At 68.0% G+C, this 23,215-nt stretch carries 17 protein-coding genes and 1 tRNA gene; 8 read left to right on the top strand and 10 right to left on the bottom strand.

The features are described from left to right. Nucleotides 1-24: 24 nt before the first annotated feature. The 3 genes from LCM32_RS06045 to LCM32_RS06035 all read left to right on the top strand — a co-directional run bounded on the left by LCM32_RS06045 (nt 25) and on the right by LCM32_RS06035 (nt 5,508). Entirely contained in the window at nt 25-2,067 is a 2,043-nt protein-coding gene (locus LCM32_RS06045; RefSeq protein ID WP_224820161.1) for an ATP-dependent helicase, read from the top strand. A 340-nt stretch (nt 2,068-2,407) separates the two neighbouring features. Beyond that, entirely contained in the window at nt 2,408-4,717 is a 2,310-nt protein-coding gene (locus tag LCM32_RS06040) for a sensor histidine kinase (protein WP_224820160.1), read from the top strand. Between the two features lie 152 nt (nt 4,718-4,869). Next, entirely contained in the window at nt 4,870-5,508 is a 639-nt protein-coding gene (locus LCM32_RS06035) for a response regulator transcription factor (RefSeq protein ID WP_224820159.1), read from the top strand. A 93-nt stretch (nt 5,509-5,601) separates the two neighbouring features. Here the strand turns inward: LCM32_RS06035 and LCM32_RS06030 are convergent, their stop codons facing one another. After that, a complete protein-coding gene (locus LCM32_RS06030; protein WP_224820158.1) occupies nt 5,602-6,375 on the bottom strand; it encodes a nitrilase-related carbon-nitrogen hydrolase in 774 nt (257 codons plus the stop codon). A 153-nt stretch (nt 6,376-6,528) separates the two neighbouring features. Continuing rightward, entirely contained in the window at nt 6,529-7,176 is a 648-nt protein-coding gene (locus LCM32_RS06025; protein WP_224820157.1) for a TetR/AcrR family transcriptional regulator, read from the bottom strand. 252 nt (nt 7,177-7,428) lie between these two features. On the opposite strand from LCM32_RS06025, the gene hpbA reads away from it, so the two are divergent. Beyond that, the gene (gene hpbA, locus LCM32_RS06020) at nt 7,429-9,465 is read left to right on the top strand and encodes an N-methyl-L-proline N-demethylase HpbA (protein WP_224820156.1); all 2,037 of its coding nucleotides are present in this window, start codon (nt 7,429-7,431) and stop codon (nt 9,463-9,465) included. Between the two features lie 28 nt (nt 9,466-9,493). Here the strand turns inward: hpbA and LCM32_RS06015 are convergent, their stop codons facing one another. Together LCM32_RS06015 and LCM32_RS06010 are read right to left on the bottom strand one after the other, a co-directional pair. Next, complete coding sequence (locus LCM32_RS06015; protein ID WP_224820155.1) at nt 9,494-10,678, bottom strand: MFS transporter; 1,185 nt, start codon at nt 10,676-10,678, stop codon at nt 9,494-9,496. Further along, nucleotides 10,675-10,998: an ArsR/SmtB family transcription factor gene (locus LCM32_RS06010; RefSeq protein ID WP_224820154.1), complete on the bottom strand. Its 324-nt coding sequence runs from the start codon at nt 10,996-10,998 to the stop codon at nt 10,675-10,677. Before LCM32_RS06010 ends, LCM32_RS06015 begins: the two co-directional genes overlap by 4 nt. A gap of 254 nt (nt 10,999-11,252) precedes the next feature. Here LCM32_RS06010 and LCM32_RS06005 point away from each other — a divergent pair, with 254 nt between their 5' ends. Then, entirely contained in the window at nt 11,253-12,356 is a 1,104-nt protein-coding gene (locus LCM32_RS06005) for a CobW family GTP-binding protein (protein ID WP_224820153.1), read from the top strand. A gap of 90 nt (nt 12,357-12,446) precedes the next feature. Here the strand turns inward: LCM32_RS06005 and LCM32_RS06000 are convergent, their stop codons facing one another. The 4 genes from LCM32_RS06000 to LCM32_RS05985 all read right to left on the bottom strand — a co-directional run bounded on the left by LCM32_RS06000 (nt 12,447) and on the right by LCM32_RS05985 (nt 15,381). After that, nucleotides 12,447-12,740 carry a DUF6525 family protein gene (locus tag LCM32_RS06000; protein ID WP_224820470.1) on the bottom strand — a complete coding sequence of 98 codons (294 nt, stop codon included), beginning with the start codon at nt 12,738-12,740 and terminating at the stop codon, nt 12,447-12,449. A gap of 25 nt (nt 12,741-12,765) precedes the next feature. Next, nucleotides 12,766-13,983 carry a zinc metallochaperone GTPase ZigA gene (gene zigA, locus LCM32_RS05995; protein ID WP_224820152.1) on the bottom strand — a complete coding sequence of 406 codons (1,218 nt, stop codon included), beginning with the start codon at nt 13,981-13,983 and terminating at the stop codon, nt 12,766-12,768. Between the two features lie 307 nt (nt 13,984-14,290). Continuing rightward, nucleotides 14,291-14,365, bottom strand: a tRNA-Asn gene (locus tag LCM32_RS05990). A 101-nt stretch (nt 14,366-14,466) separates the two neighbouring features. Then, nucleotides 14,467-15,381, bottom strand: coding sequence for an MBL fold metallo-hydrolase (locus LCM32_RS05985; protein WP_224820469.1), 915 nt, complete (start codon nt 15,379-15,381; stop codon nt 14,467-14,469). Between the two features lie 50 nt (nt 15,382-15,431). Here LCM32_RS05985 and LCM32_RS05980 point away from each other — a divergent pair, with 50 nt between their 5' ends. After that, a complete protein-coding gene (locus tag LCM32_RS05980) occupies nt 15,432-16,748 on the top strand; it encodes an ATP-binding protein (RefSeq protein ID WP_224820151.1) in 1,317 nt (438 codons plus the stop codon). 135 nt (nt 16,749-16,883) lie between these two features. Here the strand turns inward: LCM32_RS05980 and LCM32_RS05975 are convergent, their stop codons facing one another. Continuing rightward, a complete protein-coding gene (locus LCM32_RS05975) occupies nt 16,884-18,758 on the bottom strand; it encodes a hypothetical protein (RefSeq protein ID WP_224820150.1) in 1,875 nt (624 codons plus the stop codon). A gap of 782 nt (nt 18,759-19,540) precedes the next feature. Between LCM32_RS05975 and LCM32_RS05970 the strand changes: the two genes are divergently transcribed. Further along, a complete protein-coding gene (locus tag LCM32_RS05970) occupies nt 19,541-20,134 on the top strand; it encodes a hypothetical protein (protein ID WP_224820149.1) in 594 nt (197 codons plus the stop codon). A gap of 46 nt (nt 20,135-20,180) precedes the next feature. Continuing rightward, nucleotides 20,181-21,248 carry a cache domain-containing protein gene (locus LCM32_RS05965; RefSeq protein WP_224820148.1) on the top strand — a complete coding sequence of 356 codons (1,068 nt, stop codon included), beginning with the start codon at nt 20,181-20,183 and terminating at the stop codon, nt 21,246-21,248. Here the strand turns inward: LCM32_RS05965 and LCM32_RS05960 are convergent. Then, on the bottom strand, nt 21,235-23,214 hold the full coding sequence (locus LCM32_RS05960) for a glycosyltransferase (RefSeq protein ID WP_224820147.1): 1,980 nt from the start codon (nt 23,212-23,214) through the stop codon (nt 21,235-21,237). The genes LCM32_RS05965 and LCM32_RS05960 overlap by 14 nt on opposite strands. Nucleotide 23,215 lies beyond the last annotated feature (1 nt).

The following is a 23,215-nucleotide window of genomic DNA, read 5'->3' as shown; positions in this document are numbered from 1 at the left end:
AACGCAAACCATCGGTGGGCAGGGATGGCGCAGGCAGGATACCTCGACAAACTGAACGACAACCAGCGGGCCGCCGTGACCCATGGCCCGGCGGATGCCACGCCCGGCGCGCCGCTCTTGGTGATCGCGGGGGCGGGCTCGGGCAAGACCAACACGCTGGCGCATCGGGTGGCGCATCTGCTGGCCTCGGGCGCCGATCCCCGGCGCATCCTTCTGATGACCTTCTCGCGCCGCGCGGCGGTGGAGCTGACCCGCCGGGTCGAGCGGATCACGGCGCAGGCCATGGGCTCGGCCGTGGCGGCAGAGGCGCTCACATGGGCCGGCACCTTCCACGGCATCGGCGCCCGCATCCTGCGCGACAACGCCGAGGTCATCGGCCTGCATCCCGATTTCTCGATCCACGACCGCGAAGACAGCGCCGACCTGATGAACCTCTGCCGCCACGCGGCGGGCCTCAGCCAGACCGAGACGCGCTTCCCGGCCAAGGGCACCTGCCTTGCGATTTACTCCCGCGTGGTCAACGCCGAGGAGCCGCTGGCCGAGGTCCTGCGCGAGCATTTCCCCTGGTGCGCCCGCTGGGAGGCGGAGCTGAAAACCCTCTTCGGCGCCTATGTGGAGGCCAAGCAGGCACAGAACGTCCTCGACTTCGACGACCTGCTGCTGGCCTGGGCGCAGGTGATGGCCGATCCCGCATTCGCCGCCTGGATCGGGGCGGAATGGGACCACGTGCTGATCGACGAATACCAGGACACCAACCGCCTGCAGGCGCGTATCCTCATGGGGCTGAAGCCCGACGGGCGCGGGCTGACGGTGGTGGGGGACGACGCGCAGTCGATCTATGCCTTCCGGGCCGCGACCGTGCGCAACATCCTCGACTTTCCCGGCCAGTTCGATCCGCCCGCGGGGGTCGTCACGCTGGATCGCAACTACCGCTCCACCCAGCCGATCCTGGCCGCCGCCAACGCGGTGATCGCCGAGGCCCGCGAACGGTTTACCAAGGACCTCTGGACCGAACGCGAGAGCGCCGAGAAACCGCGCCTCGTCACGGTGAACAGCGAGGCGGAGCAGGCGCGTTACATCGTTGACCGGGTGCTGGAGGATCGTGAGACGGGCACGCGGCTGAAGGATCAGGCAGTGCTCTTCCGCACCGCCAGCCATTCGATCCAGCTGGAAGCCGAGCTGACCCGCCGCAACGTACCTTACGTGAAATTCGGCGGGCTGAAGTTCCTCGACACGGCCCATGTGAAGGACCTGCTGGCGGTGCTGCGGCTGGCGCGCAACCCGCGCGACCGTGTGGCGGGCTTCCGGGTGCTGCAACTGATCCCCGGCATCGGGCCCAAGGCGGCGGGGCGGGTGCTCGACGCGCTCGACCTTACGCCCGATCCGCTGACCGCGCTGGAGGCGGTGACGCCGCCCGCCAAGGCCCGCGCCGACTGGCCCGGCTTCGTCGCCGCCATGGCGGGGCAGACCGCATGGCCGGTGGCGCTGGAAAAGGCCCGTGCGTGGTACGAGCCGCATCTTGAACGCATCCACGAGGACGCCGACGCCCGCCGCGCCGACCTGCTGCAACTGGAGCAGATCGCCCAGGGCTACCCCTCGGCCGAGGCCTTCCTGACCGAGCTGACGCTCGACCCGCCCGACGCCACCAGCGATCAGGCCGGTGTGCCGCTGAAGGACGAGGACTACCTGATCCTCTCGACCATCCATTCCGCCAAGGGGCAGGAGTGGAAATCGGTCTACCTGCTGAACGCGGTGGATGGCTGCATCCCCTCCGACCTCGGCACCGGATCGACCCATGAGCTGGAGGAGGAGCGGCGGCTGCTCTACGTCGCCATGACGCGGGCCAAGGACCGGCTGACGCTGGGGCTGCCGCTGCGATTCTACGTCACCCAGCAGACGCGCAACGGCGACCGGCATGTCTATGCCATGCGCACGAGGTTCATCCCGAACGGCATCCTCGACCGCTTCGAGGCGCTGCACTGGTCACCCACCCAAGGGGCGTCACAGGCCCGTCAGGCCCCGCCGAAGATCGACGTCTCGGCAAGGATGCGCTCCATGTGGGGCTAGGCGGGCTGCAAAAGAGGGCAGTAGGGCAAAAAGAATGCCGGCATCAGGTGGGGATCCCGACACCGGCATTCAAAAAAGTGGATCCTATGGACGCACCACTCACACGCGCCGCTAAAAAGGTCTCTCTCAAATAGGCCGGAAGATCAGGTGCTTAACGGGATGTTGTTACGCCGTCTCCTCCGACAAGATGCAGACTGCCACAGCAAACATCCGCGTGATATTGGTGTGATTGCCTGCGTAATATTGCCTATGCCGGGCGGGGCCATTTCCGTTGCCCGGCGGGGACGATTGTGAGACCCCTTGGAAGGCGGGGGAGGCCCGTGGCAAGAACGGGCGGGACATGCGCAATTCACTGGGGGCATTGCTGGCGATCGGGTTGGCCGGGTTGCAGTTCATGGCTGTGCTCGCGGTGGTCTTCTCGTCCTACGTGACCTCGGAACGCGCCCTGCTGGATCACGCCCGCGACCTGCTCAGCGACGTGGGCACCAACACCATCGAACATTCCCGCGGCTTCCTCAGCCCGGCACGGGGCGCAGCGGAGCTGTCGGCCCGGCTGGCGCAGGACCGGGTGATCGCCAGTGACGTGCCCGAACTGCTGGAGCAGCTGCTGTTCCAGCAACTGCAGCTCGCCCCGCAGTTCGCCGGTGTCTACCACGGCAGTGAGGATGGCGAGTTCGTCTATGTCATGCGGGCGGATGCCTCTGCGCCGGGGCCGTTCCGGACCAAGATCATCCGCGTGAAGGGGGACACCCGCAGCACCGAGCTGATCTGGCGCGATGACGACTTCAACGTGATCGAGCGCCGCTTCGATCCCGACGACACCTATGACCCGCGCACGCGGCCCTGGTACAAGCGGGCGCGCGCGCAGCTCACCACGATCTGGACCGATCCCTATATCTTCTTCTCCTCCCAGCAGCCGGGCATCACGCTGGCCTCGCCGGTGATGGATGGCACCGACACCGTGCGCGGGATCGTGGGCGTCGATATCGAGATCAGCGCGATCTCGGATTTCCTGGCGCGGCTGCGCATCGGCTCGACCGGGCGGGCGCTGATCATCCACCAGAACGGTGACGTGATCGCGCATCCCAACAAGGAGCTGCTCAAGACCAAGGACGCCGACGGCACCTTGCGGTTCGTGGACATTACCCAGTTCGAGGACCCGATCGCGCAGGCGGCCTTCTCGGGGCTGAAGGCGGACGGCACGGTGCCGACGCCCAAGGAAACCCTGAGCCAGTTCACCTATGGCGGAGAGACCTACGTCTCGGTCATCATGCCGCCGATCAGCGAGCATCTGCCCTGGACCATCGCGGCCTATGCGCTGGAAAGCGACTTCACCGAGGTGATCAAGGAAAACCGGCTCCAGAACATCTGGATCGCGGCTGTCGTCGCGGTGGTGACCGGGCTCTTCGGTCTTGCGCTTGCGAATTACATCTACCGCCCCGTTCGGGCCTTCGCCGTGCGCTCGGCCCTGATCGCGCAGGGCGAGGTCGACCCGTCGGAACCCTCTCCCAAGACCTACGAGGAGTTGGACAACGCCAACCGCACGCTGATGCAGCAGATCGCCCGGCGGCGCGAGACCGAGATGGAATTCGGCCAGACCTTTGCCCTGTCCTCGCGCGGGATGGCGCAGATGGATGCGGGCAGCGGGCGCTTCCTGCGGGTGAACCACAAGTTCTGCGAGATCACGGGCTATTCCGAGGCGGAGCTGGAGCAGATGACCTTTGCCGATCTGGCCGACCCGGCCGATCCGCCCTTCCTGCTGCCCGCGGCCGATACCGGCGCCACCCCGCGCGAGATCAACCACGAGATGCGCTGCCTGCGGCACGACGGCTCTGCCATCTGGACGATGGTCAACGCGATCCTCAGCTTCAACCAGGAGGGGCGTCCGCTGCATTTCGTCCTGACAATGGATGACATCAGTCACGCCAAACGGGCGGAAGAGCAGATTGCCGAACTCTCCAAGGACCTGTCGAACCTGTCGCGCGACAACACGATGGGCCAGATGGCCGCCGGTCTGGCGCATGAACTGAACCAGCCGCTGACCGCCATTGCGCAGAACGCCGACAGCGCGCTCTTCGCCATCGACCAGATGGCCGGGGCCGATCCCGAACTGCGCCACACGCTGGAGGAAATCGCGGATCAGTCGATGCGCGCGGGCGAGATCATCAAGGCGCTGCGCGGCTTCATCCGCCGGGACGAGGGCATGAAGACGGCCTTCGACCTTGGCGAACTGGTGCAGCAGACCCGGCGGCTGGTCATGGCCGAGGCCCGGGTGGCGGGCGTTGCCGTGATCTCGGAGATCGGGGCGCTGCCCGCGGTCAGCGCGAACCGCATCCAGATCGCGCAGGTGCTGGTGAACCTGATGCGCAACGCGATCGAGGCCGTGGCCGAGGGGGCGGGCGAGGTGAAGCAGGTGCGGGTGCAGGCGCAGGTCGAGGGCAACCGCGTCACCGTCTCGGTCGCGGACACCGGGCCGGGGGTGGACCCCGAGATCACGCTCTTCTCCGAGTTCGAGACCACCAAGGTGAACGGCATGGGGCTGGGCCTGTCGATCTGCAAGTCCATCATCGAGGCCAATGGCGGCGCGCTTTGGCACACGCCGGCGCCGGACGGGGGCGCGGCCTTCCACTTCACCGTGGCGCTTGCCTGACCGGGGCGGCATCGGACATTCGTACGAGACAAACCGCCGCAGCGTCATAAGGTGACTTTTCGGGGCATTACCCGCCGCGGGCCACTTACCGAGGCGCGGCCGATCCGTTAGCTTGCGCCGCAGAGTGGTGGGACGCGTTTCTCGGGGGTCCGATGACGGACAGGACATCCGTCGTCTACGTGGTAGACGACGATCAGGACATTCGCAGTTCGCTGACGCGCGCCTTGGGGCAGCGCGGGTTCGACGTGGTGCCCTATGCCTCCGCCGCCACTTTCCTCTCGGAATATGACGAGCAGACGTCAGGCTGCATCGTTCTCGACTACGGGATGCCGGGGATGAACGGGCTGGAGCTTCAGGCCGAGCTCAACCGCCGGGGCAGCCCGCTGGCGCTGATCTTCATCACGGGCCACGGCGGCGTGCCGGAATCGGTGCAGGCCATGAAGGGCGGGGCGGTCGATTTCCTCGAAAAGCCCTTCCGCCAGTCGGTGCTGGTGGAGCGGATCGAGGCCGCGCTTGAGATCGCAAGCCAACGCAGCGAGGCGCTGGAGGTGCAGCGCGCATTCCGCGCGCGGCTCGACCGGCTGACGGCGCGGGAAGAAGAGCTTGTCGCCATGATGATGGCCAACCCGGCGGAGGTCTCCAGCAAGGAGATCGGCAACCAGCTGGGCATCAGCCCGCGTACCGTGGACCACCACCGCGCGCGTATCCTCGAAAAGCTGGAAGTGCGCTCGCTGGTGGAGCTTGTTGACCTCGTGAAGCGGGTCGAGGGGGCGGGGCCGTCGCTGTCCTGACCGGCGCGCACCGGTCTCGATAGAGAAGGCCGCCCGTGCAGGCGGCCTTTTTTCGTTTCAGGCGGGCATTCGGCCCGGCCTGAGGGGCGCGCTTCAGGGGCCCGAAATGTCGCCCCGTTCCTGTGCGGCCGGGGCATGGAGCGCCGTGCTGGCATCGGGGTCCGGCAGATCGGTGATCAGCAGTGCCTCGCCGCTGCCCGCACGGGCAAGGATCTCGCCTCTCGGCCCCGCGATGACAGAGCCGCCGCCGAAGGCGAGGCCCGCGTCGTCGCCGGTATAATTCGCATAGGCCACGGTGATCCCGTTTTCGGCCGCGCGGGCGGGCACCAGCAGGTCCTGCACGTGGGGATAGGCGGCGGGATTGGCCGTGGGCACCAGCAGCAGGTCGACCCCGGCCACGGCAAGGCGCCGGGCATGGACCGGGAATTCGATGTCGAAGCAGATCAGCAGGCCCAGCCGGCGGCCCTTGAAGTCAAAGGCGACATAGCCTGAACCGGGGGTGAAGTTCGCCTCTTCCATCGCGCCGAAGGGCTGCACCTTGCGGTAGAGCGCCAGCCGCTCGCCCTCGGCCGACAGGACCATGGCGCTGTTGCGGGTGCCCTCGGGCGTCTTTTCGGCAAAGCCGAAGCAGATCGCGCAGCCGGCCGCTTTCGCGATATCCGCCGCCCGGGCGATCCACTCGCCACAGGCAGGCTGTGCCATCGGGCCATGCAGCCCGGGCCGGTTGTAGCCGGGCAGGTACAGCTCGGGCAGCAGCAGCAGATCGGCACCGCCGAGGGCTGCGGCGCGCGCCATTCGTTCCATCCGGGCAAAGGCCCCTTCGACATCGCCCCCGGTGGGGGCGGCTTGGCACAGGGCAAGTCGCATTCTTCAGCCGATCCTCATGATGTTATTGGTGCCGGGATCCGCCGGGAGAGGGCGTCCGCGCACGGGGCGCTGCCTAGTGCGCCACGCGCCGGGCAGCAAGGGGGCGGGGCTGTCTTAGTCGGGTTGTGATCGCTGTCCGCGGTGCTCCGCCGGTCAGGGCTGGCCGTCCTGCGCGCGCCGATAGCCGATGCGCGCCTCGAAGCGGGCCATTTCCTGCGCCGGCGGGCGGGTGCCGGTGTAGATCTCGACGTAATGCGGGAAGCGGGCGAGGCGCTCTTCCAGCGGCTCCGTCACCCGCATCGAGATATAGCCCACCTGCACGAGGTAGACCGTCCGCGCCCGCACATCCGCGTCGTCGGGCGCATGGCCCCAGCGTTCCAGCAGGTCCCGCAGCGCCGCCAGCCGGTCCGCATCGGCCTGCTGCAGCCGGGCCAGCACGCCCGCGTCCTGCTGTGCCCAGGAGCGCACCGCCCGTTCCAGCCCGCTGTCGAAACTGTTGTCAGAGAGGAAGGTGCTGATCACGTTCAGCATCGCCTCTGTCTCGGTCGCAGCATACTCCTGCGTGGCGGCGACGAGGTGCCGGGTGGTGGCCGCCTCCCACCGGTCGAGAAGGGCAGCCAGCAGCTGCCCCCGGTCCTTGAAGAACCAGTAGAAGCTGGTGCGCGACAGCGCGAGCCGGTCCGCCAGCGTCATGATCTTGACCGCCTCCACGCCCTTCTCGACGAGCACGGCCTGCGCCGCGTCGAGCCAGAGATCGGGGGAGCCGCGCCAGCCGCGGTCAGAGGGGGAATCGTCGGTCATGCCATCCTGCAAGGCGCTCGGGTGGTCTTATTGTCCATAAAATGTGCGGTTCTGTCCAGTTGGGTGAGGTTTGGCCCGTAAGGCGCTGACTCAGTTGTCATCTCCATCTTCGCCACACCCACCTTTGGCTGTCCTCTCTCAGCGTTGCATATCGCAACCAAGACCAACGCCTACAAATTTCTTGACACAACTGTACATTTTTTCGGAGCGTTTCCCGAACCCGTCTGCGTGGCTTTTCGAGGGATGATGCCGATGACGAATGATCCGTTGCTCCAGCCGTTCCAGCTCAAGCACCTGACGCTGAAGAACCGCATCATGATCACCAGCCACGAACCGGCCTACCCGGAGGACGGGATGCCGAAGGAGCGCTACCGGGCCTATCACGTCGAACGCGCCCGGGCGGGTATCGCGCTGACCATGACGGCGGGCTCTGCCAGTGTCGCGCGCGACAGCCCGCCCGCCTTCAACAACATCCTCGCGTGGAAGGACGAGGTGGTGGGCCACATGAAGCAGCTCGCCGATGCCTGCCACGACGAGGGCTGCGCGGTGATGATCCAGCTGACGCACCTTGGCCGCCGGACCCGCTGGGACAAGGGCGACTGGCTGCCCGTCGTCTCGCCCAGCCATGCCCGCGAGGCGGCGCACCGGGCCTTCCCCAAGCGGATGGAGGACTGGGACATCGCGCGGATCATCGAGGATTACGCCCTTGCCGCCGAGCGGATGAAGGCGGCGGGCCTCGACGGGATCGAGATCGAGAGCTACGGCCACCTGATGGATGCCTTCTGGTCGCCGCTGACCAATGACCTCGACGCGCCTTATGGCGGCAGCCTCGACAACCGGCTGCGGTTTACCTTCGACGTGCTGCGCGCGGTGCGGCGGCGCTGCGGCGAGGACTTCATCGTCGGCATCCGCTACGTGGGTGACGAGGACCTGCCCGGCGGGCTGACCAAGACCGACGGGCTGGAGATCTCTCGCCGGCTGAAGGACAGCGGCATGGTGGATTTCCTCAACGTGATCCGCGGCCATATCGACACCGACGCCGGGTTGACGGACGTGATCCCGGTGCAGGGGATGCGCAACGCGCCGCATCTCGACTTCGCCGGAGAGATCCGGGCCGCCACCCAGATCCCCACTTTCCACGCCGCCAAGATCCCCGACCTCGCCACCGCGCGCCATGCCATCGCCAGCGGCAAGCTGGACATGGTCGGCATGACGCGGGCCCATATCGCCGACCCGCATCTTGTGCGCAAACTCGTCGAGGGCCGCGAGGAGGACATCCGCCCCTGTGTCGGGGCGAACTACTGTCTCGACCGGATTTACCAGGGCGGCATGGCGCTGTGCATGCACAACCCCTCCACGGGGCGCGAGGTGTCGCAGCCCCATGCGATCGCCCGGGCCGAGGCGCCGCTGCGGGTCACCGTGGTGGGCGCGGGGCCGGGCGGCATGGAGGCCGCCCGCGTCGCGGCGGAACGGGGCCATCAGGTGACGGTGCTGGAGGCCTCGGACGCGCCCGGCGGGCAGGTGCGGCTGACCGCCTTGCAGGAGCGGCGGCGCGAGATGGGGGCGATCATCTCGTGGCGCATGGAGCAATGCGAGAAGCTGGGCGTGACCTTCCGCTTCAACACCTATGCCGAGGAGGCGGAGGTGCTGGAGACCGAACCCGACGCGGTGATCATCGCCACCGGCGGGCTGCCCGATACGGAGGTGCTGGAGGCGGGCAATGACCTTGTCGTCTCGGCCTGGGACATCCTGTCGGGCGACGTGAAGCCGGGCCGCGAGGTGCTGGTCTTCGACGATGCGGGCGATGCGGCGGGGCTGCAGGCGGCAGAGGCGATCGCGCAGAGCGGCGCGCGGGTCGAGATCGTGACGCCGGACCGGGCCTTTGCGCCCGAGGTCATGGGCATGAACCTCGTGCCCTTCATGCGGTCGCTGCAACAGCTGGACACGACCTTCACCGTCACATGGCGTCTGCGGGAAGTCCGGCGCGAGGGCAACGCGCTGCTGGCGGTGCTGGGGTCGGACTATGGCGCGGTCATGCGCGAGCGGCGGGTGGATCAGGTGGTGGTGAACCACGGCACGCTGCCGCTGGATGAGCTCTACTTCGCGCTCAAGCCGCTGTCGTCCAATCTGGGCGAGGTGGACTACGAGGCGCTGGTGGCCGGGCAGGGGCAGGCGATGGCGCCCAACCCGGACGGGGCCTTCCGGCTCTACCGGATCGGGGATGCGGTCTCGGCCCGCAACACCCACGCTGCGATCTATGACGCGTTGCGGCTGGTGCGCACCCTCTGACCGCAAGGCAGGGCTGGCGCGGGCGGGGTCAGACCACCCGCTGCGCGCCGGTACTGTGAAGCCGCAGGTAGAGCAGCCCCGAAGCCGCCACCGGCAGCAGGGCGCAGGCGGCCAGCAACGCCAGCGTCCGGTCGGGCCCCAGCCCGTCGATCAGCATGGCCCCGATCAGCGGCGCCACGGCGCCCGCGATCAACATGGGCCGGGCAAGGCGTCCCATCAGCGGGGCATAGCCCTCTGGCCCGAAGATCGCGAGCGGCAGGGCGCCCTTGGTGATCGACCAGAGCCCGTTGCCCGCCCCGTAGGCCACCACCGCCGCCACTGCCGGAAGCCCCAGCGAGAGGGTGGCCATCCCGATCAGCACCAGCGTCGCACTGGCGATCATGGTCCAGATCGGGTGATGGCGCCCGCGGCCCAGCATCTCGATCACACGGGCGCCCACCTGCGACGGCCCCAGCAGCGTGCCAAGCCCGATCGCCGCGGCCAGCGTATAGCCCTGCGCCCCCAGCAGCGTGACCATGTGGATCGAGAAGATCGTGGCCAGCATGGTCAGCGTGACCCCGGTGGCGACAATGCAGAGCATCCGCAGATCGGTGCCGCTGACCGGGGCCGGGCCGGTGGCGGCCCCGGCGGCCGCGCCGCCGCCGTCGCCGGGCGCGCGCGGCAGCAGATACCGGCAGAGCGGCAGCGTCACGCACAGATGCAGCGCGGCATAGCCAAAGCAGGCCGCGCGCCAGCCGAAGGCCTCGACCATCCAGGCGGAGAGCGGCCAGCAGACCGTGCTGGCAAAGCCGCCCCAGAGCGTCAGCTGGGTGATCGCCGCACGGGCATCGCGCCCGAAGGCGCTGCCGAGGACGGAGAAGGCCGCGTCATAGAGCCCGGCCGCCATGCCGAAGCCGAGGACGATCCACGCAAGCAGATAGGCTGCCTGCGACTGCGCCAGCCCCAGCAGCGCGAGCCCGGCGGCAAGGCAGACCATGCCAGCCGAGAGCGCCTGCCGTCCGCCGGTGCGTCCGATCCAACGCCCGACGGCCGGGGCGCTGAGCCCCGAGACGAGCAGCCCGAGGGAGACACCGCCCGAGAGGAAGCCGAGGCTCCAGCCGGTGTCTTCGCCAATCGCGGCAGAGAGGGGGGCCATCAGGTAGTAGCTGCTGCCCCATGCGAAAATTTCGACCACGCCGAGGGCAGAGATCGTGCGGAGGGTCGCGCGGGTCATTCTGCCTGTTGCTCCGGCAGAGGAACAGCGCAGCCTTCATCGGCGCAGCACTCGTCCCCGAGAAAGCCGAGCAGCGCCGTCATGGCCGGGTATTCTGCATGGCAGATCAGCGTGGTGCCCCGGCGCTCCTGCCGCAGGAGCCCTTGCTGGATGAGCGTCTTGAGGTGATGCGACAGGGTCGAGGCAGGGAGGTCGACCCGGGCCTGCACCTGCGCCACGGGCAGGCCGCCGTGGCCCGCCCGCACGAGGGTCCGGTAAATCTGCAGGCGGGTCGTGTTGCCCAGGGCCTGCAATTGTCGCGCTGCTATTTCGATATCCATGGAAGGAAAGGGCCGGAAATCCAGCGGCCTGTCAATGGGGCATTCTCAATGGGGCCTTCGGGATCGGCGGAAATAACTCGCCGGCGGGTCGCGTGGCCTGCTTCTCTGACGGCCCGCTGCCGGTCCTGCGCCGGGGCGATGGGGGCTTTCGCCCACCCCCGGACCATGGCAAAACCCGCGGGTCCGGCGCGGCCCCTGCCTGAAAGCCAGCGGCGCGGCCCGCAGATCCGCGACAGGACGAGAGGAGCGGCAGCATGATCTCCCCCAAGGCGCAATGTCCCGTCTACCTGCTGACCGGGTTCCTCGGCGCGGGCAAGACGACCCTGCTGAACCGGCTGATGGACGATCCGGCATTGCAGGACACTGCCCTCGTGATCAACGAATTCGGGCTGGTCCCGGTGGATCACGATCTGGTCCGGGAGGGGCGCGAACAGCCCATGGTCACCACCGCGGGCTGTATCTGCTGCACCGTGGGCAGCGATCTGCGGTCCTCGCTGGACCAGTTGCTGCAGGGGCGCAAGACGGGCGCGCTGCCGCCCTTCAGCCGCGTCATCGTCGAAACCACGGGCCTTGCCGATCCGGCCCCGATCATCAACAGCCTGATCCCCGGCGGCATCGACGCGCGGTCCTGGGCCGATCACGCGGTGGCGCGGGCCTTCCGCCTGTCGGGGGTGATCACCCTTGTGAACGTGGAGGGCATCGGCGCCGCGCTGGCGGCCCATCCGGAAAGCCTGCGCCAGATCGCCTTTGCCGATCATGTCATCCTGACCCACACCGAAACCGGCGCCGTCGGCGACTGGCCCGACAGGTTGCGCGCGATCAACGGCGCGGCCCGTCTGCACGATGCCGCGGACCCCGGGTTCGATCCGGCCAGCCTTCTGGAGGCGGGCAGCTATCAGGCCTTCGGCAAGGGCGAGGACGTGACCCGCTGGCTGGCGGCAGAGGCCTCTGCCGGGGCGCATGCCCACGGCGGGGCGTTTCATGACCTGAACCGGCATGGCCGTGTCCTTGCCGTGCCGCTGACCCGCGATGCGCCGCTCGAAGAGGCCGACCTGCGCGGATTCCTCGACCGGGTGAGTGCCACGCCCGAGGCGGGGCTCTTGCGGATCAAGGGGCTGGTTGCGCTGCGGGACGACCCGTCCCGCCCGGCCGTGGTGCATGGCGTCGGGCATCGCCTCTATCCGACCCGGCGGCTTGAGGGCTGGCCCGATGGCTTGGCCCAGACCCGGCTGGTGCTGATCGGCACCGGGCTGGACGAAGAGGCGCTGCGCCGGGACTTCGCGGCGCTTGGCGGGGAGGCCCCGCCGTTCATGACCGCGCGCCCGGGCGGCAGCGGGACTGCGGGCGGTTCGTCCTGAGCCGCTGAGACCTTAAGAAAAAAGCCCCCGGGGACTACCGAGGGCCTGTGTCGTGTCTGTACCTGCGGACTGTCGGATGGCAAGTCAGCCCTAGGATCCCGTCCGCGCCCCGCGAGGGGCCACGCCCCAGATCGCGGGCCCGTCGCGGGCCAGCAGGGCGCTTTCGACCCGTGACAGGTAACGGGCCGCGGCAGAGGCATCCCCACCGTGGGCCTGCAGCGCGCGGGTCCAGAGCCGCAGCGCCGAGGACGGGGACCAGGGCAGGGCGGCCTGCGCCAGCCAGTGCCGCAGAGCGACCGGCAGCCGGTCAAAGGCCGCCATCGCATCCCCGCGCCGCCGTCTGCGCCGCAGGGTGCTGCGTGTGTTCGTGTCGCGCCTGTGCATCATGTCTCCGCCGGTGCGCCGGGCATCACGCGGCCTGCGGGGCACGCCGCCAGCCCGGGAAGGGATCGGGCAAATCCGCCCAGAGATCGGGTGCGAACTCCTCCTCCGGCACCAGTGCGGCGTCGAGCGTGGCCGTGATCGCGGCCCGGTCCATGCCCGCGCCGATGAAGACCAGTTCCTGCCTGCGGTCGCCAAAGGGCTCCTGCCAGTGCTGCGCGAGATAGGCGCGGGCCTGCGGATGATCCGGGCGGCGCGCCTCGGGCACGGTGGCCCACCAGTTGCCGAGCGGTCGCACGCTGCTCAACGCCCCGGCGAGCGAGAACTCCGCCAGCCAGTCGGGCCGCGTGGCGATCCAGAAATGCCCCTTGGCGCGGATCACCCCGGGCAGGTCACCGTTGAGCGCGTCATGGATCTTCTGCGGGTGGAAGGGGCGGCGGGCCCGGTAGACGAAGGAGGACACGCCGTATTCCTCGGTTTCGGGCACGTGGTCCTCGAACCCGTAGAGTTCCTTGGCCCACATCGGGTGTAGATGCGCCTTCTCGAAATCGAAGAGGCCGGTGTCGAAGATCCGCTCTGGCGCTACTCGGCCGTGGTCGGTTTCGACGATGCGGGCGTCGGGGTTCAGCGCGGTGACGATCTTGCGCGCGGCATCCAGCCTTTCCGGGCCCGCGTCGCTGACCTTGTTCAGTACGACCACATCGGCGAATTCGATCTGGTCCACCAGAAGGTCCACCAGCGTGCGATCGTCCTCTTCGCCCAGGGATTCGCCGCGGTCGCGGATGAAATCGTGGCTGGCGTAGTCTTTCAGCAGGTTCACCGTGTCGACCACGGTCACCATGGTGTCGAGCCGCGCCACGTCGCTGAGGCTGTCGCCTGCCGCATCCCGGAAGTCGAAGGTCGCGGCGACGGGCAGGGGCTCGGCGATGCCCGTGCTCTCGATCAGCAGGTAGTCGAAGCGCCCCTCCGCGGCCAGGCGGCGGACCTCGATCAGCAGGTCGTCCCGCAGGGTGCAGCAGATGCAGCCGTTGGTCATCTCGACCAGCTTTTCCTCGGTATGGCTGAGGTCCGCCCCGCCGTCGCGCACGAGGTCGGCGTCGATGTTCACCTCGGACATGTCATTGACGATGACGGCGACGCGGCGCCCGTCGCGGTTGTTGAGGACGTCGTTCAGGAGCGTGGTTTTTCCCGCCCCGAGAAATCCGGACAGGACGGTGACGGGCAGGCGGGGGTCCGTGGCGGGCATCTGGGTCTCCGTGGTGTGTAATGTTATACTATTACGTATAGCGGTCCGCGGGAGACGACTGCAACAGGAAACCGCCCGCCGAAGGCAGGGCGGTGCGTGTGGCGGCGTGCGACCTGGGCGTGGCGGGCGTGGAGGGTACTGATTTGTTTGGGGCGGACCGGGGTCGCCAGTGCGCTCTACGCCCGTGAGATTTCGGGCCAGAAACTTGGCGATCAATTGTACCCGGAACTGTGCCCCAGTGAGAGGGCTGAGTGACCGGCCCGAAAAGCAAAAAAGCCACCAAGCTATTGAGCTTGGTGGCTTTTTATGGCTCCGGCGGTAGGGATCGAACCTACGACCAATTGATTAACAGTCAACTGCTCTACCGCTGAGCTACGCCGGAACATGTGGGGCTGTATAGCGATGCGATTCCGGGGCGTCCAGAGGCAATTGTCACGAAATTTTCGATTTTCTCGCCGCGGGTGCCATGACCTTGCGGCAGGGTCAGGAGCGGCGCGCGAAGCGGGCGTCGAGGGTCAGGTCTCCGACCGGCGAAACACGGGATCTTCCCGTAAGGTCAATGAGATGCGCGAGGACATTGCGCGTTGCGGCGGGCAGGAGACGGGGATCCGTGTCGGTGTAGATCCGCGCCGCGAGGGCGGCCGCGGTGGCGGGGCCGTCGCTGAGCGCGTCCAGAATCGCCGACTCGCGGGCGCGGCGATGGGACAGCAGGAAGGCGAGCCGCTCGGCCGGGGTCGCGACCGGTGCGCCGTGGCCGGGATGGAAGCGCCGGGCGGGCAGGGTGGCGAGCCGCTCGCAGGAGGCCATGAAGTCCGTCAGGTCGCCATCGGGGGGCGAGACGAGGGAGGAGGCCCATCCCATCACGAGGTCGCCGGAGAAGATCTCGTCCCCCAGGCGGAAGCTCAGGTGGTTGCCGTAGTGCCCGGGGGTCCAGAGCGCCTCCAGCGTCCAGTCGGGGCCGGACACCTCGGCCCCGTCCGCCAGAAGGATATCGGGCACGAAGGTGGCATCCACGCCTTCGCCGCCGCCGATCTCGCCCGTCGCGGCGAGGGCCTGCATCGCGGCGGACCGCCCGGCGAAGGCATCGCCATAGGCCAGCACCGGGGCGCCCGTCGCCTCGGACAGGTCACGGGCGAGGGGAGAATGATCCAGATGCGCGTGGGTCACGAAAATGTGGCTGATCCGCTGGCCGGGCGCGAGGGCCGCCAGAATCGCCTCCATGTGGCGGGCATCGCGGGGGCCCGGGTCGATCACCGCGACCTCCGTCGCGCCAAGGAGATAGGTGTTCGTGCCGCGATAGGTCATCGGAGAAGGGTTCGGCGCCACGATCCGGCGCACCAGCGGCGACAGCGCCACGGGCTTTCCGGGCCGGGGATCGAAATCATCCGGCGCTTGCATGGGGCTCTGCATGGGCTTTCCTCCGCCAAGTCCGCTGCTAAGGTTTAGCCATGACCTTCGACTGGCTCAAACGCTATGTGCCGCGCAGCCTCTACGGGCGGGCGGCGCTCATCCTCGTGCTCCCGGTTGTGACGCTGCAACTGGTGGTCTCCGTCGTCTTCATCCAGCGCCACTTCGAGGGGGTGACCAAGCAGATGACCGGCTCGCTCTCGCTGGAGCTGGGGGTCCTGCTGGAGGCGGACAAGGAGGAGGCGGCCCTGCTGCCCGAGATCACGCTGGAGGAGATCTCGAACTTCCTGGAGATCGCCGTCACCAAGGTGCCCGAGGCCGACCTGCCGGCGCAGGACCAACGCCGCTGGTACGATTTCTCGGGGCGCGTGGTGATCGCGACGCTGGACGGGGCCGTGCCGGCGGTGCGCGCCGTGCTGCTGCCCGATGACCAGCGGGTGACGGTCTACGCGGAAGGGGCCCGTGGCCTCCTGCGGTTCGATTTCTCGCGCAAGCGGGTCTCGGCCTCAAACCCGCACCAATTGCTGGTGAACATGGTGGTCTTCGGCATGCTGATGACGGCGATCTCCTTCATCTACCTGCGCAACCAGCTGCGCCCGGTGACGCGGCTGGCCAAGGCGGCGGAGGCCTTCGGGCGCGGACGGGTCGAGCCCTACAAGCCCTCCGGTGCGGTGGAGGTGCGGGCGGCCGGGAATGCCTTCCTCGACATGCGCAACCGGATCGAGCGCCAGATCGAGCAGCGCACGCTGATGCTTTCGGGGGTGAGCCACGACCTGCGCACGCCGCTGACCCGGCTGAAGCTGGGCCTCTCCATGCTGGAGGACGAGGACCGCGAGCCGATGGAGCGCGACGTGGCCGAGATGCAGCACCTGCTGGACGAGTTCCTTGCCTTCGCGCGCGGCACCACGGGCGAGGAGGTGGAAGAGGTCGACCCGATCGCGCTGGTCCGGCAGATCGTCGAGGACGATCAGCGCGGCGCGGTGCCGGTGACGCTGGTGGAGACGGAGGGTGAAGGGACAGTGCTGCTGCGCCCCGGTGCGATCCGGCGCGCGGTGGAGAACCTGATCTCCAACGCCGTGCGCTATGGCGAGCGCGCCGAGGTCTCGGTCACGCTGTCCGAGAAGAGCCTGCGCATCCGGGTCGAGGACGACGGGCCGGGCATTCCGGCCGACCGGCGGGAAGAGGCGCTGCGCCCCTTCGCGCGGCTCGACGAATCGCGCAACCAGAATCGCGGCATGGGCGTGGGGCTGGGCCTCTCGATCGCCATCGACATCGCGCGCGCCCATGGCGGCGTGCTGCGGCTGGGGGACAGCCTGAGGATGGGTGGGCTTCAGGCCGACATCGTGATCGCGCGCTGATCCGCCCCGTGCCGCCGCGACGGGCTGCCTTTACGGGGTGACGCCCGGGGCCGTAGGCGAGGGCAGGGCGACGGGCCGTGGCCGACGACGCCGCAACGGGCCGCAGTCAGGCGAGGGCGCCGGGAGGGGCCGCAGTCAGGCCCGCTCCACCACCCAGATCATGTCGGGACGGCCATAGAGCAGCGGTTGCTGGGTGCAGTTGTAGTGCATCCCAAGGCTGCTGCGCCGGTTTTGCAGGTAGCAGGCGGTCGGGGCGCCGTCGCCGATCATCAGCATGGCCCAGTGATGCGCGATGTTCTGCGCCGCATCCTTGGCGTCGTGCTGGCGCAGGGCCATGGCGAGGCCGATCGCGCGGTTGTCGTCCTCGGGCCCGGAAATCGCCAGCGAAAGCTCCGGCGCATCGCGGGGGACGATCTTCCAGAAGAACTCGCCCTCGCGGCGCATGATCCATTGCGCCTCCGCGGCCTCGGGGCGTTCGTTCAGCGTCACGGGGGCGCCGTCCTTCAGGCCGGTGGCGGCCAGATGATAGCCGAAGGAGCTGAGCCGGACGGTATCGCCGTCCTCGAAAGGCCAGTAGTCGGGGTTGTCGAAGGCAAGGCGGTTCAGGGTCTGAACCACCGCGGTGTGTTTGTCCGACCCTTCGCCGACGCGGTAGTACTGATTGACGTCGCGCAGGCGGTTCATCTGCGGCGTGTTGATGTCCTGAAAGCTGTGCATGCCAAAGCAATTGTGCACGGCAAATCCCGACCCGTCGGGCAGCCAGACGTAATCCGCATTCCACCCCCCGGAATACTGCGGCCCCCGCATGAGAGAGATCGCCTTGTCCCAGATCGTCCAGGGCTTGCCGTTCTCGATCTCCCACCACTGCGCATGGGCGATGATGTTGGCCTCGGGCCAGTCGTCGCCATAGCGCGAGGCCGGCATCGAGGCCCAGACCCGCTTGTCATCGGCGGCGATGATCCGGCCCACGGGATAGCTGAAGTAGCGCGGCGAGGCCGGGTCATCCGACAGGCGGATGCGCGATCCGGTGTTGCTCCACGTCCGGCCTCCGTCGGTGGACTTGCGGACGACCTGGATGAAGCCGCGCTCTGCGTGACGGATCGAGCAGAGCATGTAGAGATCGGTGGTGCCGGGGCGCTGCACCACATCGGCCACCGTCGCGCCGAAGTTGCCGCCGTTGAAGGTGATCTCCCCGATCTCCTCGTAGGTCTCGAAGCCGTCGCGGCTTTCGATCAGGGCAAGGCGGTTGGAGGGGATGTTGGCATAGCCGTAGACATTGACCCAGAGTTGCTGGCGCGGCCCGCTGCCGTCGTCGAAGACGCTGCCCGCCATGTCGCCGTGCCGCGCGCCATAGGTCAGCAGCACCGTGCCGGTGCCCTTGCCGCCGGGCCCCGTGGCGCGGAACACCGTGCCTGCGGTGTTCGCCGGGGCGCCGGCCGTGCGGAAATCGGAGGTGCCGGGGCTCTCGATCACGTACCAGACGCCGGTTTCCAGCGCGCCGTCCGTGGCGATCATCCGGGCGCGGCCACTGCCGCCGGTGGTGTCCGTTGCAACGAAGCTGGCGCCCGCCTTGGCAGAGGCGGCACCGATCCGGCCCCAGTTCGTGTTGCCCGCGTCGGTGATCCGGTAGGTGCGCCCCTTGTTCAATCCGCCGGAGGGCAGGTCGGGGATCCACCGCTTGGCCGGGTTCGAATGGCTGTCGAGCGGCTCTGTCCAGGTGCCAACGCCGAAGTCGATCTGGGGATTGTTCTGCTCGGGCCGGATGTTGATGCCGTTGAAGAGGCTCCAGAGATCGGCGTTGCTCTCCAGCTCCGACACGCCGAGGTCATAGCGGTAGACCTGCGCGGGGTAGATGTCCTGCGGTGCAGAGGGGAAGACCTTGATCAGGCCGATGTAGCTGTCGCCGAAGGGCAGGACGTTGGCATTCTGCGCCTCGCCGATGTCGTGGTCCCGGGCGTTGCCGCCGCTGGCAAGGGCGGGCATCTCCGACAGGAAAACCGATTGGACCATGTCTTTCTCCTCGGACGGGGCGTCAGGCGGGCGGCCCGGGCGTGTGGGCCACGGCCCCACTTGGGCACGAGCGGCGGCCCGCTCTCAAGGGGCAATCGCCCGCAGCGGCCGTTCCGGCAGAAGGCTGCGCCCGACTTGCAGGCATTGCGACGCGATCACCGGGGCGGGACGCGGGCGCTGACCATTGCTCCACGGTTCTGGCCATCGGGTGTCCCGCCCGGATTTCGGACCGCTGGACCGGGCAGGGCGCGCTTCGGGCTCGATGAAATCCGACGGCAGAAGGGAGGGGTGAGCGCGGGGTGGCTGCGCTTTTGCTGACCACCGCTTAGGGATGCTACAGTGCCGAAAATGCCGACGCTGCAGGCGTGGTCGCTGCCCCGCGCTCACCATGACACATAGCCGGAGCATCAGACGCATGCGCCCCGCATTTGGGGATAGGACAGCGACTTCTTGAAGGTAGAGCGCAGAACGATCCTGATGGGGGACGACCAATCGACGGGCGATCCTGCCGGGGGCGGCGACAATGGTCTGACCCGGGACGACCATCCGGCGAGACGGGATCGGCAGGATCACGCTTTCGCCCGGGCGTGGCCTCACTTGCGCTGCTCTGCCGATAACATACACTTCTCACATATCTTTGATGGGCAATCCCGTGGTCGGGCCTCGTTAATCACGCCGCCGGGCAGAGAGGCAGGGGCGTGACCACAGAATTGCTGTATTTCCCGGCCATAGAACCGGGGCAGAATCGTCGCGAAACGCGGCACTTAGGCGAGAGGGCAGGCATGGAGACGCGCAAGACCAAGGCGCACACACGGGCGGCGATCGGGCTGGCCATCGCGCTGACCTGCGCGGCATCGGCCCGGGCGGATGGAGAGTTCTTCCAGCTCGACATCGCGGAAGACGCGACCGATGCCAGCCTCTCCATCGCGCGGGGGCAGCTGAGCTTCGATGCGGGCTACACGCGCTACGAGGGCGGCAGTTCCGGCCACGTCTCGCTCCTGTGGTCGATCCCGGTCGAGGGGTTAGGGACGGTCAAGCTCGGCCCGAGCGTGGCGCACAGCTTCAGTGACACCGCATCCGATGAGACGCAGCTTGGTGCCAAGGTCGCGCTTGAACGCTGGGCGCCCACGTCCTTCGGGCACATCTTCGTGCTGGGCAACTACAGCACCAACGACAATGACTACTTCGGGCTGGTGCAGACCGGCTTCGGCAATTCCGGCTTCGCGACTGAGTTCTCCGTCGGTGGCAGCGACAAGTACAGCTCTGTCGTCGCGGCTGTCAGCAAGCGGTTGGGCGACGGGCCCTACGTTCTGCGGGCCGGATACAAGTTCAAGGCCGAGACCTTCTTCGTCGGTTTCGCCGTCAACACCTTCTGAGGCTGGGCTGCATATGTCAGAGAAACCGTCCCGCGGATTGGTCACCTTGGGCACGGCCGTTTACGGCTTCGTCGTCCTTTCGGTGCTCGTATTGGCCGTGGCCGCTGCCGCGCTGTTCATGGCGCGGTCCGAAAGCGTGCTGGACGAGGCGCTCGACAGTGCGGTGCGCAAGCGGACAGAGGCGGCAGGGCAGGACTTCGCCCGGGCGCTGCACGCAGATTGGGCCGATCTCAAGTATCTCTCCGGCGCCATTGACGGATCGGACCTCGACGGGATCGGCGAGGTCATGGCCGGGATGCGCGGGGATGGCACGCGGATTTCGTGGATCGGCTACGCGGGTGTCGACGGAACCGTGCGCGAGGCCTCTGACGGGCTGCTGGTCGGCGCGGATGTGAGCGAGCGGCCGTGGTTCCGCAACGGGCTGCGGTCGGGTTTTGCGGGTGACGTCCACGAGGCGGTCCTTCTGGCCAACCTTCTGCGCCCCGAGGGCGGCGAGCCGCTGCGCTTCGTCGACCTCGCCCTGCCGGTCAAAAACCTTGAGGGAGACCTGACCGGGGTGCTGGGCATGCACATCGACGCGGGCTGGGCCGAACGGTCGCTGGCGGAGATGGCGCGGAGCCTCGGGATCGACCTCTACCTCATCAGCCAGTCGGGCGAGATCGTCATGTCCTCCACCGGCACCACGGCCGGTGTGGAGGAGGTCATGCAACTCGCCTCCGCGCGGTCCGGGGCCGAGGCGTCAGGCCGCGCCGAATGGTCCGACGGGCGGGAGTATTTCACGACGCTGGTGCCGAACCTGTCCTACGCGGACCTGCCCAACTTCGGCTGGCGGCTTGCGGGCCGGCTCGACGCCGGGACCTTCCAGGCGGGCCTGCACAGCCTCGTCGGATCGGCGGCGCTGGCCGCGGCACTGGCGCTCGCCGTGCTGGCGCTCCTGACCTTCCTCTTCGTACTGATCTTCATCCGTCCCATCGACGCACTCGTCGACAGCGCGACGCAGCTTGCCGCGGGCGAGGATGCCTATCCCCGGGAACGGAATTCGACGCGCGAGGCCGCCCAATTGTCGGCGGCACTCGCCCGTCTTCAGGCCCGCCGCAAGATCAGCGGCTCCTGACCGAGAAGCGTTCCATCAGGTCGCCCAGCAGGGCCGAGGCCCGGACGTTGGCCACACCGGGTGCGTTGCCCTCGGCGTAGAACCGCACGAAGAAGGCATCGCGCTGCGCCGCGTTCGGCAGCAGCTGGACCCGGGCGCCGTCCACCGTGGGCGTGATGACATAGGCCGCGACCTCGCCCGGAACGCCCTCCAGTTCGAGGGTGCCGCGGGTTTCGGCCGGGAAGACCGCACCACGCAGCCGCACCGTGTCCATCGTCAGCGAGGTGATCCACAGGTACCACTCGACGCCGTCGGCGCGGAAGGTCACGCGCTCGGGCCTGTCGGCGACATGGATCTCGGCGCGCGGCAGCTCGATGCAGGCCAGTGCCGTGGCCCCCAGTACGACAAGGTTGTAGAGCGTCCAGAACAGGATCACCCATTTCCCGTCGCCGGCATCGTTGAAGGCAAAGGCATCCGAGGCGATGCCCAGCCAGAGGCCCGCGAAGGTCACGGCGAAGGTCAGCAGGAACGGCATCATCATCCGCCACTGCACGACGACGCGGGACCGGTCACCGCCCTTGGCCGTGACCGAGAAGGGGTGGCCATGTGGCCGGAAGAGGCCGGTGAAGGCCGCGCGGCTGATCGGGATCGCGCCGATCAACTGGCTGACGTCGTTCAGGATCGGCACGATCATCCCCCGGCTGAGGATGTTCAGCACGACGAGGAACCAGACGTAGTAACAGCCGAAATAGCTGATCACGTCCGGCAGCCGCGCGTCGACGACGGTGATGTTGAAGTACCAGTAGAGCAGCGGGAAGAAGATCGACGCGATGCGGAACGGGAAGGTTGTCAGCCAGTAGAAGACCGAGTCGACCACGCTCCACCTGTCGCGCAGGCGCAGGTTGTTCTGCGCAAAGGGACCGAGCGAGGACCGCGCGATCTGCATCAGCCCGAGGCACCAGCGGGCGCGCTGCGTGACGTATTCCTTCAGCCCCTCGGGGGCGAGGCCCTCGGTCAGCGGTTCGGCGAGGTAGACGGTGCGCCAGCCCTGATTCTGCAGCGAGAGCGTCAGCAGGAAATCCTCGGTCACGCTCTCGGTCGGAAAGCCGCCGATGTCCTCGAGCGCCGCGACCCGGCAGACCGAGGAGGTGCCGCAACAGAAGGCAATGCCCCAGCCGTCGCGCGATGGCTGCATGTGGTCGAAGAAGAACCGCTGTTCGTCAGGGTAGGAGCGGCTGAGCCCGAAATTGTGCTGGATCGGATCCGGGTTGAAGAAGTGCTGCGGGGTCTGGACCAGCCCGACCGCGGGGTCGTGGAAGAGCGCGAGCGTGCGCGACAGGAAGCCCCGGTGCGGCACGAAATCGGCGTCGAGCACGGCAACGAAATCCGGTGGCACCGGGTCTTCGGCCAGCCGCGTGAGCGCGTGGTTGATGTTGCCGGCCTTGGCGCCCTTGTTGTCGGGGCGGCGCATGTAGCGCACGCCAAGCTCGGCGCAGAAGTCCCTCAGCCAGTCGCGGCGGCTGTCGTCGAGGACGATCACCTCCTTGTTCTGGTGCCTGAGCGAGCGAGAGCCGACGATCGTCCGTTCGAGGACATCGCGATCCTCGTTGTAGGTGGCGATCAGGATGGCGACCTTCGGTTCCGGCCCGCTCCACCACCCTTCGTGATCCGTCGCCTCGTCGCTGCGCAGCTTGACGCGCGACATGATGACAAAGGCGCTGAGAGACCCGACGAGGGCCAGCATCTCGAGCGCGAAGAGGGAGGTGGAGGCGACGAAGTCGACCGTCAGCCCCACCGGCGCCAAGGTCTCGCTCAGACGCCACCACGCGTAGCGCAGGGCAAACAGGAAGGCGATCACGAAGAGCACCGCGCGGTGGCGGTTGTTGGTCCGGTCGACGACCGAGGGCAGGATCAGCGCCACCCCGGTGATCAGCCAGAGGTGGATGATGCTCGATCCGAGCCCGCCCAGATGCGGAAATTCAAGCATG

It is taken from the genome of Pseudooceanicola nanhaiensis, from assembly GCF_020171315.1.
Taxonomy (GTDB): Bacteria; Pseudomonadota; Alphaproteobacteria; order Rhodobacterales; family Rhodobacteraceae; genus Pseudooceanicola; species Pseudooceanicola nanhaiensis_A.
Note: the sequence above shows the minus strand (reverse complement) of the source record. Positions and strands in the feature narration are given on the sequence as shown.